Origin of the sequence: Actinosynnema sp. CS-041913, assembly GCF_050942485.1 — a bacterium.
Classification (GTDB): Bacteria; Actinomycetota; Actinomycetes; order Mycobacteriales; family Pseudonocardiaceae; genus Actinosynnema.
This window is the reverse complement of record NZ_CP192037.1, coordinates 6,745,695-6,760,819: the sequence shown is the minus strand read 5'-3', so window position 1 is coordinate 6,760,819 and position 15,125 is coordinate 6,745,695. Positions and strand designations below refer to the sequence as shown.

18 protein-coding genes are annotated in these 15,125 nt (G+C 71.9%); 16 read left to right on the top strand and 2 right to left on the bottom strand.

Going from position 1 to position 15,125, the window contains the following annotated elements; genetic code table 11:
• Positions 1-3: 3 nt before the first annotated feature.
• The 8 genes from ACQPZF_RS30090 (at position 4) to ACQPZF_RS30055 (ending at position 6,950) form a co-directional block, all read left to right on the top strand.
• Entirely contained in the window at positions 4-570 is a 567-nt protein-coding gene (locus ACQPZF_RS30090; protein ID WP_433262651.1) for a prepilin peptidase, read from the top strand.
• A 21-nt stretch (positions 571-591) separates the two neighbouring features.
• Entirely contained in the window at positions 592-1,791 is a 1,200-nt protein-coding gene (gene aroC, locus ACQPZF_RS30085; RefSeq protein ID WP_433262649.1) for a chorismate synthase, read from the top strand.
• Positions 1,788-2,306: a shikimate kinase gene (locus ACQPZF_RS30080; RefSeq protein ID WP_433262647.1), complete on the top strand. Its 519-nt coding sequence runs from the start codon at positions 1,788-1,790 to the stop codon at positions 2,304-2,306. Before aroC ends, ACQPZF_RS30080 begins: the two co-directional genes overlap by 4 nt.
• Before the next feature lie 4 nt (positions 2,307-2,310).
• A complete protein-coding gene (locus ACQPZF_RS30075) occupies positions 2,311-3,408 on the top strand; it encodes a DNA glycosylase AlkZ-like family protein (protein ID WP_433262645.1) in 1,098 nt (365 codons plus the stop codon).
• Positions 3,409-3,427: 19 nt separating this feature from the next.
• Positions 3,428-4,534, top strand: a complete 1,107-nt coding sequence (gene aroB, locus ACQPZF_RS30070; protein WP_433262643.1) for a 3-dehydroquinate synthase — start codon at positions 3,428-3,430, stop codon at positions 4,532-4,534.
• A complete protein-coding gene (gene aroQ / locus ACQPZF_RS30065; RefSeq protein WP_433262641.1) occupies positions 4,531-4,959 on the top strand; it encodes a type II 3-dehydroquinate dehydratase in 429 nt (142 codons plus the stop codon). Before aroB ends, aroQ begins: the two co-directional genes overlap by 4 nt.
• Positions 4,956-5,366, top strand: coding sequence for a VOC family protein (locus tag ACQPZF_RS30060; protein WP_433262639.1), 411 nt, complete (start codon positions 4,956-4,958; stop codon positions 5,364-5,366). The genes aroQ and ACQPZF_RS30060 overlap by 4 nt, the downstream gene beginning before the upstream one ends.
• Positions 5,367-5,459: 93 nt before the next feature.
• A complete protein-coding gene (locus ACQPZF_RS30055) occupies positions 5,460-6,950 on the top strand; it encodes a beta-xylosidase (protein ID WP_433262637.1) in 1,491 nt (496 codons plus the stop codon).
• Between the two features lie 30 nt (positions 6,951-6,980).
• Here ACQPZF_RS30055 and ACQPZF_RS30050 read toward each other — a convergent pair whose 3' ends face one another.
• On the bottom strand, positions 6,981-7,385 hold the full coding sequence (locus ACQPZF_RS30050; protein WP_433262635.1) for a B-4DMT family transporter: 405 nt from the start codon (positions 7,383-7,385) through the stop codon (positions 6,981-6,983).
• Positions 7,386-7,437: 52 nt separating this feature from the next.
• Between ACQPZF_RS30050 and ACQPZF_RS30045 the strand changes: the two genes are divergently transcribed.
• From ACQPZF_RS30045 to nusB, 3 genes are read left to right on the top strand one after another with little or no spacing between them, the layout of a single operon-like run.
• Positions 7,438-8,523: a M24 family metallopeptidase gene (locus ACQPZF_RS30045; protein ID WP_433262633.1), complete on the top strand. Its 1,086-nt coding sequence runs from the start codon at positions 7,438-7,440 to the stop codon at positions 8,521-8,523.
• 52 nt (positions 8,524-8,575) lie between these two features.
• Complete coding sequence (efp, locus tag ACQPZF_RS30040) at positions 8,576-9,139, top strand: elongation factor P (RefSeq protein WP_433262631.1); 564 nt, start codon at positions 8,576-8,578, stop codon at positions 9,137-9,139.
• Position 9,140: 1 nt separating this feature from the next.
• Positions 9,141-9,560 (top strand): transcription antitermination factor NusB, encoded by a 420-nt coding sequence (gene nusB / locus ACQPZF_RS30035; protein WP_184695701.1) that lies wholly within the window; start codon positions 9,141-9,143, stop codon positions 9,558-9,560.
• Positions 9,561-9,947: 387 nt separating this feature from the next.
• On the opposite strand, the gene bldD is transcribed toward nusB, so the two are convergent.
• On the bottom strand, positions 9,948-10,436 hold the full coding sequence (gene bldD / locus ACQPZF_RS30030) for a transcriptional regulator BldD (protein WP_015103676.1): 489 nt from the start codon (positions 10,434-10,436) through the stop codon (positions 9,948-9,950).
• A gap of 259 nt (positions 10,437-10,695) precedes the next feature.
• Here bldD and pyrR point away from each other — a divergent pair, with 259 nt between their 5' ends.
• From pyrR to carA, 5 genes are read left to right on the top strand one after another with little or no spacing between them, the layout of a single operon-like run.
• Positions 10,696-11,268 carry a bifunctional pyr operon transcriptional regulator/uracil phosphoribosyltransferase PyrR gene (gene pyrR / locus ACQPZF_RS30025; RefSeq protein WP_433262627.1) on the top strand — a complete coding sequence of 191 codons (573 nt, stop codon included), beginning with the start codon at positions 10,696-10,698 and terminating at the stop codon, positions 11,266-11,268.
• Positions 11,265-12,197, top strand: a complete 933-nt coding sequence (locus tag ACQPZF_RS30020; protein ID WP_433262625.1) for an aspartate carbamoyltransferase catalytic subunit — start codon at positions 11,265-11,267, stop codon at positions 12,195-12,197. The genes pyrR and ACQPZF_RS30020 overlap by 4 nt, the downstream gene beginning before the upstream one ends.
• Complete coding sequence (locus ACQPZF_RS30015; RefSeq protein WP_433262623.1) at positions 12,194-13,492, top strand: dihydroorotase; 1,299 nt, start codon at positions 12,194-12,196, stop codon at positions 13,490-13,492. Before ACQPZF_RS30020 ends, ACQPZF_RS30015 begins: the two co-directional genes overlap by 4 nt.
• Positions 13,489-13,974: a transporter gene (locus tag ACQPZF_RS30010; RefSeq protein ID WP_433262621.1), complete on the top strand. Its 486-nt coding sequence runs from the start codon at positions 13,489-13,491 to the stop codon at positions 13,972-13,974. Before ACQPZF_RS30015 ends, ACQPZF_RS30010 begins: the two co-directional genes overlap by 4 nt.
• Complete coding sequence (carA, locus tag ACQPZF_RS30005; protein WP_433262619.1) at positions 13,971-15,125, top strand: glutamine-hydrolyzing carbamoyl-phosphate synthase small subunit; 1,155 nt, start codon at positions 13,971-13,973, stop codon at positions 15,123-15,125. Before ACQPZF_RS30010 ends, carA begins: the two co-directional genes overlap by 4 nt.

Sequence of the window (15,125 nt, the reverse complement as noted above, 5' to 3'; positions counted from 1 at the left end):
CCCATGGTCATCCCACTGTCCGGCCGCACCGCCGGAATCCTCGGTGCGAAGGTTCTCCGCGTCCTGCCGCGAGGCACGGACGTCCGATGGCTGTGGTGCGCGCTGCCCACGGCCGTGCTGTGGCTCGCCAGTGCCTCGGTGAGCCCTCCGCACTGGCTCCCCGTGCCGCTGGCAGTGGCGTGGTTGGGCGTGTTGCTCGCTATTGCGGACTTCCGGCACAGGCGGCTGCCGGACGCGTTGACGCTGCCCGCGTACCCGCTCCTGGCGGTGGTGCTGTGGTTCGCCGGAGCCGACCTGGGGCGCGCAATGGTCGGATGTCTGGTGTTCTTCGGGCTCCACTTAGCCGTGCACCGGCTGGCGCCCTCCTCGCTCGGCGGGGGCGACGTGAAGCTGGCCGGGGCGATGGGGGCGGTGCTCGGGTCGGTGTCGTGGCTCGCGCTGCCGGTGGGTGCGGCGCTGGCGAGCGCGATCACGCTGGTCGTAGCGCTGTGGCGGCCATCCGGCGGTGTGCCGCACGGCCCCGGCCTGCTGGGCGGGACGTGGCTGACGTCGCTGTGGGGGCCGTACTGACGCTGTGGAAGGATTCGGCGCGTGCTGCGCTGGATCACCGCTGGGGAGTCCCACGGACCGGCCTTGGTCGCCGTGCTGGAAGGCATGGTCGCCGGGGTTGAGGTCACCACTGCCGACCTGACCGTCCAATTGGAACGGCGACGGCTCGGGTTCGGGCGCAGTCCCCGGATGGGGTTCGAGGCCGACGAGGTCGAGATCCTCGGCGGGGTGCGCCACGGGCTCACCCAGGGCGGCCCGATCGCCGTGCGGATCGGCAACTCCGAGTGGCCCAAGTGGCAGAAGGTGATGTCCGCCGATCCCGTCGACCCGTCCGAGTTGAAGCCCACCGGGCGCAACGAGGCGCTGACCAGGCCCCGGCCCGGCCACGCCGACCTGCCCGGCATGCAGAAGTTCGGGTTCGACGAGGCGCGGCCGGTGCTGGAGCGGGCCAGCGCGCGGGAGACCGCCGCCCGCACCGCGCTGGGCACCGTGGCCAGGCAGTTCCTCAAGCAGGTCTTCGACGTCGACGTGGTCAGCCACGTGGTGTCGATCGGCAGGGCCAAGACGCCCGCCGACGCGCCGGCGCCCGGTCCGGGTGACCTCGCGGCGGTGGACGCCAGCCCCGTGCGGGCGTTCGACCCGCGTGGCACCGAGGCGATGGTGGCCGAGGTGGAGGCGGTGAAGGAGGCCGGTGACACGGTCGGCGGCGTGATCGAGGTGATCGTCTACGGCCTGCCACCCGGCCTCGGGTCGCACGTGCACTGGGACCGGCGGCTGGACGCGCGGCTCGCGGGCGCGCTGATGGGCGTGCAGGCGATGAAGGGCGTGGCGATCGGCGACGGCTTCACCACCGCCGAGCGGTGGGGTAGCGAGGCGCACGACGAGATCGACCGGGGAACCGGGCCGAAGGGGGTGACGCGTCGCTCCAACCGGGCCGGAGGATTGGAGGGAGGCATCACCAACGGCGAGCCGTTGCGGGTCCGGGTCGCGATGAAGCCGATCTCGACCGTCCCCCGGGCACTGTCCACGGTGGACGTCCGGACCGGCGAGCCGGCCGTGGCCATCCACCAGCGGTCGGACGTCTGCGCGGTGCCGCGGGCGGGCGTGGTGCTGGAGTCCGTGGTGGCGCTGGTGCTCGCGGAGACGGCGCTGGAGAAGTTCGGCGGCGACTCGATCGCGGAGACCAGGCGCAACGTCGCGTCCTACCTGGAGGCCCTGGAAGCCCGCTGGGAGGGGCTGTGAGGCCGAAGCTCGTCGTCCTCGGTCCGCCCGGCGCGGGCAAGACGACGGTCGGCCAACTCCTCGCCGAGCGGCTGGAGGCGTCCTTCCGGGACACCGACGAGGACATCGTCGCCACGGCGGGCAAGTCCATCTCGGACATCTTCACCACCGACGGCGAGCCGGCGTTCCGGGCGCTGGAGGAGGAGGCGGTCGCGAAGGGCCTGGCCGAGCACGGCGGCGTGCTGGCGCTGGGCGGCGGCGCGGTGCTGTCCGCCGTGACGCGGGAACGCCTGACCGGGCACACCGTGGTGTTCCTCAACGTCGGCATGGCCGAGGGCGTGCGGCGGACCGGCCTGTCCACCGCACGGCCGCTGCTGGCCGGGGTGAACCCGCGGTCGACGTTCAAGGCGCTGCTCGACGCCCGCCTGCCGCTGTACCGGGAGGTCGCGACCATCGAGGTGGTCACCGACAGCCTGGAGCCGGAGCAGGTGGTCGAGGCCGTGCTCGCGCAATGGCGGCCGAGCGAGCCGACGTGAGCCCGTGGACCTGACCGCCGCACGTGTCCTCGCGCACCGCGCCGCGGTGCAGGGTCTGCACGGCGGCGACTTGGGCGTGCTCGCGCTCGGCGTGGTGGACAGCCCGCCCAAGACCGGCGCGGCGGCCATCGCCGTGCGCGACCACCGGCACGACGAGCCGCTGGTCCGCGTCCTGAGCCTGCGTGGCGCGCCTCACCTGCACCGGCCGGCCGACCTGCCGGGACTGCGACGGCAGTTGCGCCCCCGCACGACGGATCAACTGGCGGCGTGGTGCGGCGCGTACCCGACGCCCGACCTGGAGCACGTGGACCTGGTCGTCGAGCTGATGCGCCGCGAGTTCCCCGACGAGACGGCGACCAAGGGCGAGCTGTCCGGCGCGATCAGCCCCCACCTGCCGGAAGTGGTCAGCCCGCACTGCCCACGCTGCGAGGTCCCTCACGTGATCGAGGGCCTGTTTCGCCTGTGCACGCTGCTCGCCGGCATCGAACTGGAGCCGCTCGGCGCGAAACTGGCCTTCCGCCGCCCCACCGACCAACTCGGCCCCGCCGCATCCGCCACACCCGGTGGACCCGCCGTCGGTCCGCCTCCTGCCGGTCCGCCCGCCGACCGTCCTCGGGACAGTGGCGCGGTAGAGCCGACCCTGCTGCGGGACTACGCGCGGTTCGTCGGGCCGTTCGCCAAGGCGGACGCGGAGAAGTGGCTCGGGGCGGGTCCGCAGGACGTCTGGCCGGAGTTGCGTCCGGTCGCGGTCGAAGGGCGGCGGCTGCTGGCGCATGATGACGTGCGGGACGCGCCTGAACCGCCTGCCGGACTGCTGCTGTTCCCGCGCGACCCGTATCTGCTCGGCCCGCGTTGGCTGGTGGCGGAGCCCGAGGTCGCGAAGCGGGTGTGGCGGCCGGTCGGGAGTCCCGGTGCGCTGGTGGTGCACGGGCGCGTGGCGGGGGCGTGGCGGTACACGTTCCGCGGGCGCACGGTCACCTTCCACGTCGAAGGCTGGCCGAAGATCAAGGGCTCCGCGCGCACGGCCGTCAAGGATCAAGCCGACTTGTTGGCCGGCGTGTGGGGCGCGGACGTGTTGGCCGCGGACGTGGTCGAATGGTGACCGACGAAGGGGAATGGTGATGGGCGAGCCGGTGCGGATCCGCGTGGCCGCGGAGCGGCCGTACGACGTGGTGGTGGGCCGTGGCCTGCTGGGCGACCTGGTCGAGGTGTTGCGAGGCACGGACAAGGCGGCGATCGTCCACACGCCCACGCTCGCCGAGACCGCCGAGGTGGTCCGCGAGGAGCTGGCGGCGGCGGGCGTCGAGGCGCACCGCGTCGAGGTCCCCGACGCGGAGGACGGCAAGGACCTGCGGGTCGCCGGGTACTGCTGGAACGTGTTCGGCCAGATGGGGCTGGGCCGCCGGGACGCCGTGGTCGGCCTCGGCGGGGGAGCGGTCACCGACCTGGCCGGGTTCGTCGCGTCCACGTGGATGCGCGGCGTCAAGCTGGTGCACGTGCCGACCACGCTGCTCGGCATGGTGGACGCGGCGATCGGCGGCAAGACCGGCATCAACACCGACGCGGGCAAGAACCTGGTCGGCACGTTCTACGAGCCGCAGGCCGTGCTGGTCGACCTGGCCACCTTGGAGACCCTGCCGCGCAACGAGCTGATCGCCGGCATGGCGGAGGTCGTCAAGGGCGGCTTCATCGCCGACCCGGCGATCCTCGACCTGATCGAGGCGGACCCGGACCGGGCCCTGGACCCGACCGGCGACGTGATCGAGGAACTGGTCCGCCGCAAGATCCAGGTCAAGGCCGACGTGGTGGCCACCGACCTGCGCGAGTCCGACCTGCGCGAGATCCTCAACTACGGCCACACCCTGGGCCACGCCATCGAGCGCCGCGAGCGCTACCGCTGGCGGCACGGCGCGGCGATCAGCGTCGGCCTGGTGTTCGCCGCCGAACTCGCCCGCCTGGCCGGCCGGCTGGACGACGAGACCGCCGACCGCCACCGCAGCGTGCTCACGTCACTCGGCCTGCCCACCCAGTACGACCCGGACGCGCTGCCGCAACTCCTGGACGGCATGAAGAGCGACAAGAAGAACCGCGCCGGCGTGCTGCGCTTCGTGGTGCTGGACGGCTTGGCCAAACCCGGCCGCCTGGAAGGCCCGGACCCGTCCCTGATCGCCGCCGCGTACTCGGCGGTGGCCGCCGAGCCGAAGTCGGGCGGGAGCATCCTGCTGTGAAGGTCCTCGTGCTCAACGGCCCCAACCTGGGCCGCCTCGGCACCCGTGAGCCGGACGTCTACGGCCGCACCACGTACGCCGACCTGGTGGCCCTGTGCGAGGAGACCGGCCGCGAACTGGGCGTCGAGGTGGAAGTCCGGCAAACCGACTTCGAGGGCGAGATGCTCGGCTGGCTGCACCGGGCAGCCGACGAATCCACCCCGGTCGTGCTCAACGCGGGAGCGTGGACGCACTACTCGATCGCCGTGCGCGACGCGTGCTCCCAGCTCACCGCGCCCTTGGTCGAGGTGCACATCTCGAACGTCCACAAACGCGAGGACTTCCGCCACCACAGCTACCTCTCGGCGGTGGCGGACGGCGTCATCGTCGGCCTGGGCGTCCAGGGCTACCCCCTCGCCATCCGCTGGCTCGCCGCCAAGGCATGACCCCCGGCCGGGAACCGACACCCGGCGCGCTGCACCACGTGGAGCTGTGGGTGCCCGACCTGGCCCGCGCGGAGGCGAGCATCGGCTGGCTGCTGCGCGAGCTGGGCTGGACCGAGTACCAGCGGTGGAGCGCCGGGGTGAGTTGGCGGCTGGGCCCGACGTACCTGGTGGTGGAGCACTCGCCGGCCATGGACGCCCACCACCGCCTGCACACGGGGCTCAACCACCTGGCGTTCCACGTCGGCGGCCGGCGGCGGCTCGACGAGTTGGCCGCCCGCGCGCCGGACCACGGCTGGTCGCTGATGTTCGCCGACCGGCACCCGCACGCGGGTGGCGCTGATCACTACGCCGCCTACCTGGAGAACACGGACGGTTTCGAAGTCGAGCTGGTCGCGCCCGATCGGTAGTCACCCGACAGGGTGAGTCGATCTCTACACTGAACCGGAACCGGACGCCTCTCGTGCCCCCGGTGTCGACCGTTTCGTTCGGAAGTGGAGACCATGGCCGGCCCGACGAGGCTCCTCGCAGGCATCCTCGCCTCAGCCGCGGTGGCGGCGTGCGCGCCCAGCGCCGCCGAACCGGCCGCCGCACCGGCCCCGACCACGACCACCACGTCCACGACCACCACCAGGAAGCCCCCGCCGCCCCCGCCCATCACCGCGGACCGGGGCAGGCAGAGCCCCGGCGTGGTCGCCGCCGGCGCGGAGGCCCCGTACAACTACGGCCCGGCCGTGGTCGCCGAAGGCGGCCGGATCCGCATGTGGTGGTGCAGCCAGCTCCGCTTCGCCGACCCGCCCGGCGACGACCTGCTCTACGCGGAGAGCGCCGGCCCCGACGGCCCGTTCACCGCACCCGACGGCGGCCCCGGCCAATCGGTCCTGTCCGGCAGCGTCACGGGCTTCGACGGCAAACACGTCTGCGACCCGTCGGTGCTCAAGGTCGGCGGCACGTACTACCTGTACTACACCGGCGCGGCGGGGGAGCACGCCCACGGCAACGCGATCGGCGTCGCCACCAGCCCGGACGGCGTCCACTGGACCAGGGACGCGGGCGGGCAGCCGATCGTCAGCCCCTCCTACGACACGACCCGCGAGAACACCTACGGCGCCGGCCAGCCGTCCGTGCTGTTCGTGGACGGCTGGTTCTACCTGCTGTTCACCGACACCACCGGCCGCGCCGCCGGCTGGAACGGCGCGGGCCAGTTCGTGCTGCGCGCCCGGAACCCGACGTTCCTCAACCACGTGGAAGCACTGGGCGAACGAGGCTTCGAACCGGTCGCCGACACCCGCAAGCCCCGCACCCGCTCGGTGGTCGACGCGTTCAGCGCCGACTGGATGTACGTGGACGCGCTGAAGGCCTTCGCCATCGCCCACGAGACCGAGCAGGGCACCACGATCACCTTCTGGAACCACGACTTCTCCGGCAACCCGATCCCGTCGGCCACCATCCCCGGCCGCTGGCGCGAGGGCCCCGGCCTCGTCCGCACCCCGGACGGCCACGCCCCGATCTCGCCGGAGGACCCCTGTGGCCGCATCCCGCTGGACGTGGTCCGCGCCACGGTCGACGGAGCCGCCGCCGCGCCCACCGACCTGGGCCACTTCGGCCTGGACCTGACCAACGTGCCGGGCTGCAAGTCCGAGGACGCGGCCCGCGTCCTGGACGGCTTCGCCGTGCCGTCCCCGGAGAACACCGTCGACCTGGTCGTCGGAGGCGAAGTGGTCCGAGTGGAACGCCGCTCGGTGACCGACCGCCTGGCCACCCGGGTGCTGGACCGCCGCCCGGCCGTCGTGGACGACCTGCCACTGGCCGCCCGCATCCCGGCCGGCGCGAAGGCGGTACGCGCGCCGAACGGCCGACTGGGCCTGCTGCTGGACGACAAGCTCTGGCTGGTGGGCGCGGAGGACGTCCTCACGCTCAACTCGTCCCCGATCACCGCCGTCACCCAGAAGACCTGGGACGGCTACGAACAAGCAGGTGACCTGCGCCGCTAGGACCGGCCGGCCGAAGCCCGGACAACCGGACTAGTGGGAGCCCTTCGGCTGCGGCAGGACGTTGCCCAGCCCCATCCCCACACCGGCCGTGGCAAGCACCAGCAATGCAGTGAAGGCGGCTCCACCGGTCAACGCCGCCCCCAGCGCCTCGACGCCGGTCTGGTCCACGAACAGCGACTTCCCCAGCACCCCGACCAACCCGGCCAGCGGCCCGGCGACCAACGCGGCGAAGAACCACACCATCCCGCGCCCGTCCAACTGCCGCCACGTGTCCAGCGCGCCCCACAACACACCCGCCACGACGACCAGCCCCAGAGCTATGTAGCGCAGCGAAGGCGAAGCGCCGGGACTGTGCACGCTCACCGCGTCGGTGCCGACCTGCACCCCGCCGTGCAGCAATCCCATCCACAGCCCCCGGGGCAGCCACCTGCGCATTGCCACACCCTAAGCCTCACCCGGCCCCCGGCGATGCCTCTAGTCTGCGGGTATGCCGCATGCACCTCGCCGCGCCGCACTGCGAGCCACGCTCCGGGACCGGGAGCTGGACGCGCTGCTGGTGACGAACCTGCTCAACATCCGCTACCTGACCGGGTTCACCGGTTCGAACGCCGCGCTGCTGGTGTCCGCCGAGTCCGACGCCGCCACGGTCTTCTGCACCGACGGCCGCTACCTGACCCAGGCCGAGCACCAGGTGCCCGACCTGGAACGGGTCATCGACCGGCCGTGCGACGTCGCCCTGGCGCAGCGGGCGGGCAAGGCGGGGCCGGCGCGCACCGGCTACGAGAGCCACCACGTCACCGTGGAGAGCCTGGACATCCTCACCGAGGCCGCCGAGCAGGTCGAGCTGGTCCGCGCGGCCGGCCTGGTGGAGGAGCAGCGCCTGGTCAAGGACGAGGCGGAGATCGAGGCGCTGCGCATGGCGTGCGCGGCGGCCGACCGGGCACTGGCGAGCCTCATCGAGCACGGCGGCCTGCGCCCCGGCCGCACCGAGCGCGAGATCGCCCGCGAACTGGAGAGCCGCATGCTCGACCACGGCGCGGCCGGCCCGAGCTTCGAGACCATCGTCGCGGCCGGCGCCAACTCGGCCGTCCCGCACCACCGCCCCGCCGACGCGGTCGTCCACGCGGGCGACTTCGTGAAGCTGGACTTCGGCGCCCTGGTCGACGGCTACCACTCCGACATGACCCGCACCCTGGTCGTCGGCAAGGTCGCCGACTGGCAGCGCGAGCTGTACGAGCTGGTCGCGGCCTCCCAGGCGGCCGGGCGCAAGGCGCTGGCGGCCGGCACGGCGGTCAGCGCGGTGGACGCGGCGGCCCGTGACGTGATCGAGGAGGCGGGCTACGGCGAGCAGTTCGTGCACGGCCTCGGACACGGCGTCGGCCTGCAGATCCACGAGGCTCCGGCGCTGTCCAAGGCGGGTGACGGTACACTTCTGCCCGGTATGGCGGTCACTGTCGAGCCCGGTGTGTACCTGGCCGGGAAGGGCGGTGTCCGCATCGAGGACACGCTCGTGGTGCGCCAAGGCGCCCCGGAGCTCCTCACCCTGACCACGAAAGAGCTAGTGGTCGTCTGACGCCCGAACACCGACGGACGCCCGCGCACACGTAACAGGAGAGCCCACCCCCGTGGCCACCACCAACGACCTCAAGAACGGCCTGGTGCTGAACCTCGACGGCCAACTCTGGACCGTCACCGCGTTCCAGCACGTCAAGCCGGGCAAGGGTGGCGCCTTCGTGCGCACCACGTTGAAGCACGTCCTGTCCGGCAAGGTCGTGGACAAGACCTTCAACGCTGGCACCAAGGTCGACACGGCCACCGTGGACAAGCGGGGCATGACCTACCTGTACAAGGACGGCACCGACTTCGTCTTCATGGACGGCGACACGTACGACCAGTTGAGCGTCCCGGCGGAAACCGTCGGCGACGCGGCGAACTACATGCTGGAGAACCAGGAGGCGGTAGTCGCGGTCCACGAGGGCGTAGCGCTCTACGTGGAACTGCCGACCAGCGTCGAACTGCTCATCCAGCACACCGACCCAGGCCTGCAAGGCGACCGCAGCACCGGCGGCACCAAGCCCGCAACCCTGGAAACCGGCGCCGAAATCCAGGTCCCGCTCTTCGTGACGACCGGCGAGAAGATCAAGGTCGACACCCGCGACGGCCGCTACCTCGGCCGTGTGAACGGCTGAGATGGGCGCACGCAGCAAGGCCCGCAAACGCGCGGTGGACGTCCTCTACGAGGCGGACCTGCGGGGCGTCGACGCGGTGACCCTCCTCGCCGAACGAGTGGGCTCCCCGGACGTCCCGCCGATCAACGACTACACGATCAGCCTCGTGGAAGGCGTCACCACCCACCGGGCACGCATAGACGACCTGATCTCGGAACACGCCGAAGGCTGGACCCTCCAGCGCATGCCGGGCGTGGACCGGGCCGTGCTGCGGACAGGACTCTACGAACTCCTGTGGGCCACCGACGTCCCCGACGCGGTAGCGATTGACGAAGCCGTAGAGCTGGCAAAACAGCTATCGACCGACGACTCGCCACGGTTCGTCAACGGCGTACTGGGCCGCATCGCGGTAATCGCAGACCAACTACGCGCCGTCCTGTAACACGAGGGCACCACCACTCGACGCAGTGGCGCGCGCAGCGCGCACACCTGTCGGTGGGCTGCGTGTCATCCCCGTATGGCCTGCCCGCAGGGAACCGCGCTTGTCAGGGATGTGCAAGCACGCTTTTCGCTTGCGCATCCCTGACAAGGGTGGTGGTCTTTGACCAGGTCATACGGGGATGACACGACGCCCGAGTCTTGCTTTTGTGATCATCCTTGGCGGCCTGCCTGTCCGGCGAGGACGCTTGAAAGCGATTCGACCCAACCCAGCGAGACGCTCGAAAGCGATTCGACCCACAGAGCGAGGGCCGCCCCCTGACCACGACAGGCAGCGGCCCCCAACCACTCAAACCAGCAGCCCCAGCCACCGGCCCAAGCCAACAGCGATTCAGTCCTCCTTGGCCGGTCGAGCCTCAGGAGGCAGCACACCCCAGTCGATGAGCTGCTCGGTCAACTCCCCAGGCGTCATGTCATAAATGATCGCCAACGACCGCAGGTCCTCAGTCCGAATCGACAGCACCTTGCCGTTGTAGTCGCCACGCTGACTCTGGATGGTGGCCGCGTACCGCGCAAGCGGCCCGACCTTCTCCGCGGGCAACTGCTGCAACCTCTCCAAATTGATCACGATCTTCGTCGCGGGCTCGGCACCCGAGGGCACCCGGCCCTCGGGCAGCAGCTCCGCGACCGGCACACCGTAGAAGTCGGCCAGCTCGGCGAGCTTCTGCACGGTCACGGCACGGTCGCCGCGCTCGTACGAGCCGACGACCACGGCCTTCCAGCGACCGCCGGACTTCTGCTCGACGCCGTGCAAAGACAAGCCCTGCTGCTGGCGGATCGCGCGGAGCTTGGCCCCCAGCGCCTTGGCGTAGTCGCCCATGTGGCGGTTCTCCGTTCATTCGCCCCGTCAGCCGGTAGGGGACTGCCGCGGGGAGGCTTAGATCAATACGCAGAGTAATGATTGCTCTCCGTGGTCACCAGGTCAAGCCGATCTCGCCGATCGCAGGTGTGCGAGACCACGCGGACCACCCGGAAGATTGACCCGCGAAGCCTGATACGGTGCTGGTCAGCCCGGTCGCAACCGGGTGTCCGACGTCCTTTAAGGACCCGTCCAGCGAGGCGGGGAAGGAGGTCCAACCGTGGCGCCACGTCAACGTGGCGCGACGGACCCGGCCGGGGAGCGCGAGCTCCTGTCGGCCGGTGACGTCGCGCGCACCGTCGCCCGAATGGCCCATCAGATCATCGAGAAGACCGCTCTCGATGCACCGAGCGCACCCGAAGTAGTCCTGATGGGGATTCCGAGCCGGGGAGCACCGCTCGCGCGGAGACTAGCCGTCAAGATCAATGAGTTCAGCGGTGTGGCGGTACCCACCGGCACCCTGGACGTGACGCTCTACCGCGACGACCTGCGCCGGGGCCCGACCAGGCCACTTGAGACGACGAAGCTCCCGGATGGCGGCATCGACGACCGGCTGGTGGTCCTGGTGGACGACGTGCTGTTCTCCGGCCGCACCATCCGCGCCGCCCTGGACGCCCTGCGCGACCACGGCCGCCCCCGCGCCGTGCAGCTCGCGGTGCTGGTCGACCGGGGCCACCGCGAGCTGCCGATCCGGGCCGACTACGTGGGCAAGAACGTCCCGACCGCCCGGTCCGAGGAGGTCCACGTGCTGCTCGCGGAGTTCGACCGGCGGGACGGGGTGGTGCTGCGGTGAAGCACCTGCTGTCCACCGAGGGCATCGACCCGGCGGACGCCACCGCGATCCTGGACACGGCGGCGGGCCTCAAGCAGTCCCTCGAAGGCCGCGAGGTCCGCAAGCTGCCCACCCTGCGCGGGCGCACCGTCATCACGATGTTCTACGAGAACTCCACCCGCACCCGGGTCAGCTTCGAGATCGCCGGGAAGTGGATGAGCGCGGACGTGGTGAACGTCTCGTCGTCCGGCTCCAGCGTCAGCAAGGGCGAGTCCCTCCGGGACACCGCGCTGACCCTGGCCGCGGCCGGCGCGGACTGCGTCATCGTCCGCCACCCCGCGTCCGGCGCGGCGCACCGCCTGGCGGGCTGGCTCAAGCACACCGGCACCTCGGTGGTCAACGCCGGCGACGGCACGCACGAGCACCCCACCCAGGCCCTGCTCGACGCCGCCACCCTGCGGGAACGCCTCGGCGACCTCAAGGACCGCCGGATCGCCATCGTCGGCGACGTGCTGCACAGCCGGGTGGCCCGCTCGAACGTCCACCTGCTCACCGCCCTCGGCGCCGAGGTGACGCTGGTGGCGCCGCCCACGCTGCTCCCCACCGGGGTGGCGAACTGGCCGGTCACCGTGTCGCACGAGCTGGACGCCGAACTGCCCAGCCACGACGCGGTGATGCTGCTGCGCGTCCAGGCGGAGCGGATGCACGGCGGGTTCTTCCCCTCGGCCCGCGAGTACTCCATCGCGTACGGCCTCAACGAGCACCGCCTGAAGCTCATGCCCGACCACGCCGTGGTGCTGCACCCCGGACCGATGCTGCGCGGCATGGAGATCGCGAGCAGCGTGGCGGACTCGCCGCGCGCCGCCATCACCGACCAGGTGCGCAACGGCGTGCACGTGCGCATGGCCGTCCTCTACCACCTGCTTGCCCACGAGGAGGAGACCGCGTGAAGCCCTTGATCCTCAAGGGAGTGCGCCCGTACGGCGAGGGCGACCCGACCGACGTGCTGGTCCGCGACGGCTTCGTGGCCGCGATCGGCGAGGTCGCGGACACCGCCGACACCGCGGACACCGCCGAAGTCATCGAGGGCCACGGCGCGATCCTCCTGCCCGGTTTCGTGGACCTCCACACCCACCTGCGGGAACCCGGCCGCGAGGACACCGAGACCATCGCCACCGGCTCGGCCGCCGCCGCGCTGGGCGGCTACACGGCGGTCTTCGCGATGGCCAACACCGACCCGGTCGCGGACAACGCCGTGGTGGTGGAGCACGTGGCCCGCCGGGGCCGCGAGGTCGGCCTGGTGGACGTCCACCCGGTGGGCGCGGTCACGGTGGGCCTCAAGGGCGAGAAGCTGGCCGAACTGGGCACCATGGCGAAAGCCGGCGTCCGGGTCTTCTCCGACGACGGCCTCTGCGTCCACGACCCGCTGGTCATGCGCCGCGCCCTGGAGTACTCCAAGGCCCTGGACGTGGTGATCGCCCAGCACGCCGAGGAGCCCCGGCTCACCGTCGGCGCGCAGGCCCACGAAGGCGAGCACGCCGCCCGCCTGGGTCTACAGGGCTGGCCCGCCGCGGCCGAAGAAGCCATCGTGGCCCGCGACTGCCTCCTGGCCGAGCAGGTGGACGCCCGCCTGCACGTCTGCCACGTCTCCACCGCCGGCACGGCGGACGTAGTCGGCTGGGCCAAGGCCCGCGGCACCCGGGTCACCGCCGAGGTGACCCCGCACCACCTCCTCCTGACCGACGACCGCCTCGACACGTACGACCCGGTCAACAAGGTCAACCCGCCCCTGCGCACCGCCCGGGACGTTGCGGGGCTCCGCCAGGCCCTGGCCGACGGCGTGATCGACTGCGTGGCGACCGACCACGCCCCGCACGCCGTCCAGGACAAGGACTGCGAGTGGTCCGCCGCCCGCCCCGGCATGCTGGGCCTCCAGACCGCGCTGTCCGTCGTCGTCCGGACCATGGTCGAACCGGGCCTGCTCGACTGGCGTGGCGTGGCCAGGGTCATGAGCGAGCGCCCGGCCGCCATCGCCGGCCTCCCGGACCACGGCCGCCCGATCGCCGTCGGCGAGCCGGCCAACCTCACCCTGGTCGACCCGGACGCCCGGTGGACGGTCCGCGGCGCGGACTTCGCGAGCATCGCCGCGAACACCCCGTTCGAAGGCATGGAGCTGCCCGGCCGGGTCGTGGCGACCCTGCTGCGCGGGCGGGTGACCGCGACCGGCGGAAGGATTCCCGCATGACCCGCGTGCTGCTGTCCCTGGCGGTCCTGGCCGTCTTCGCCCTGTGCGTCTACGGCATGTGGCACGGCTGGCGGCGCCGCGCCCGCCACCAGGCCGAGACCCTGCCGGGCTTCCCGCAGCCCCCGACCGAGCCGGGCCCGGCGAAGCTGGAGACCACGGGCGTCTACGTGGGCACCACCATCGGCGACGACTGGCAGGACCGCGTGGCGGTGGGCGACATCGGCCACCGCGCCGAGGCCACGCTGAAGCTGACCGACCGCGGCGTCCTGGTGGAGCGGACGGGCGCCGGCGCCATGTGGATCCCGCTGGAGGACATCGAGGGCGCCCGCACCGCCCGCGCCCTGGCGGGCAAGGTCATGACCGCCGACGGGCTGCTGGTGCTCCGCTGGCAGCGCGAGGGCCGGACCTTCGACACCGGTTTCCGCGGCGACGACAAGGACGTGTACGAGCAGTGGGTGCGAGCGCTGGGAGGCCGCGCATGAACAACACGGGAACGACAACCGCGGCCCTGGTCCTGGAGGACGGCCGCGTCTTCCGCGGCGACGCCTACGGCGCGCGGGGCGCGAGCCTCGGCGAGGTCGTCTTCTCCACCGGCATGACCGGCTACCAGGAGACCCTCACCGACCCGTCCTACCACCGCCAGATCGTGGTGCAGACCGCGCCGCAGATCGGCAACACCGGCTGGAACGACGACGACGACGAGTCCAGCCGCATCTGGGTCGCCGGCTACGTGGTGCGCGACCCGGCGCGGACGCCCTCGAACTGGCGCTCGACCCGCGGCCTGGACGACGAGCTGGTGCGCCAGGGCATCGTCGGCATCTCGGGCATCGACACCCGGATGCTGACCCGCCACCTGCGCGAACGGGGCGCCATGCGGGCCGGCGTCTTCTCCGGCGACCAGCTCGACTCGCCGGAGGCCATGCTGGAGCGGGTCCGCACCGCCCCCGCCATGAAGGGCGCGGACCTGGCCGGCGACGTGACCACCGCGCACCCCTACGTGGTGGACGCCATCGGTGAGCGGCGCTTCCGGGTGGCCGCCCTCGACCTGGGCATCAAGTCCAACACCCCGCGCATGATGGCCGCCCGGGGCATCGAGGTGCACGTCCTCCCGCTCACCTCGACCTTCGCCGAGATCGCCGCGGTCGCCCCGGACGGCGTCTTCCTCTCCAACGGCCCCGGCGACCCCGCCACCCAGGCCCACGCCGTGGACCTGACCAGGAGCGTCCTGGAGCGGCGGATACCGCTGTTCGGCATCTGCTTCGGCAACCAGATCCTGGGCCGCGCGCTGGGCCGCGACACCTACAAGATGCGCTACGGCCACCGGGGCATCAACATCCCGGTCATCGACGTGGCGACCGGCCGGGTGGCCATCACCTCGCAGAACCACGGCTTCGCCCTGGAAGGCGAGCCGGGAGAGGAGTTCGGCTCGGACTTCGGCCGCGTCCAGCTCAGCCACTACTGCCCGAACGACGGCACCGTGGAGGGCGTGCGCGCCCTCGACGTGCCCGCGTTCAGCGTGCAGTACCACCCGGAGGCCGCGGCCGGTCCGCACGACGCCGCGCCGCTGTTCGACGAGTTCTGCAACCTGATGTCCGGCGCCGCCGGGGGACAGACGATGGACGAGGACCGCTGA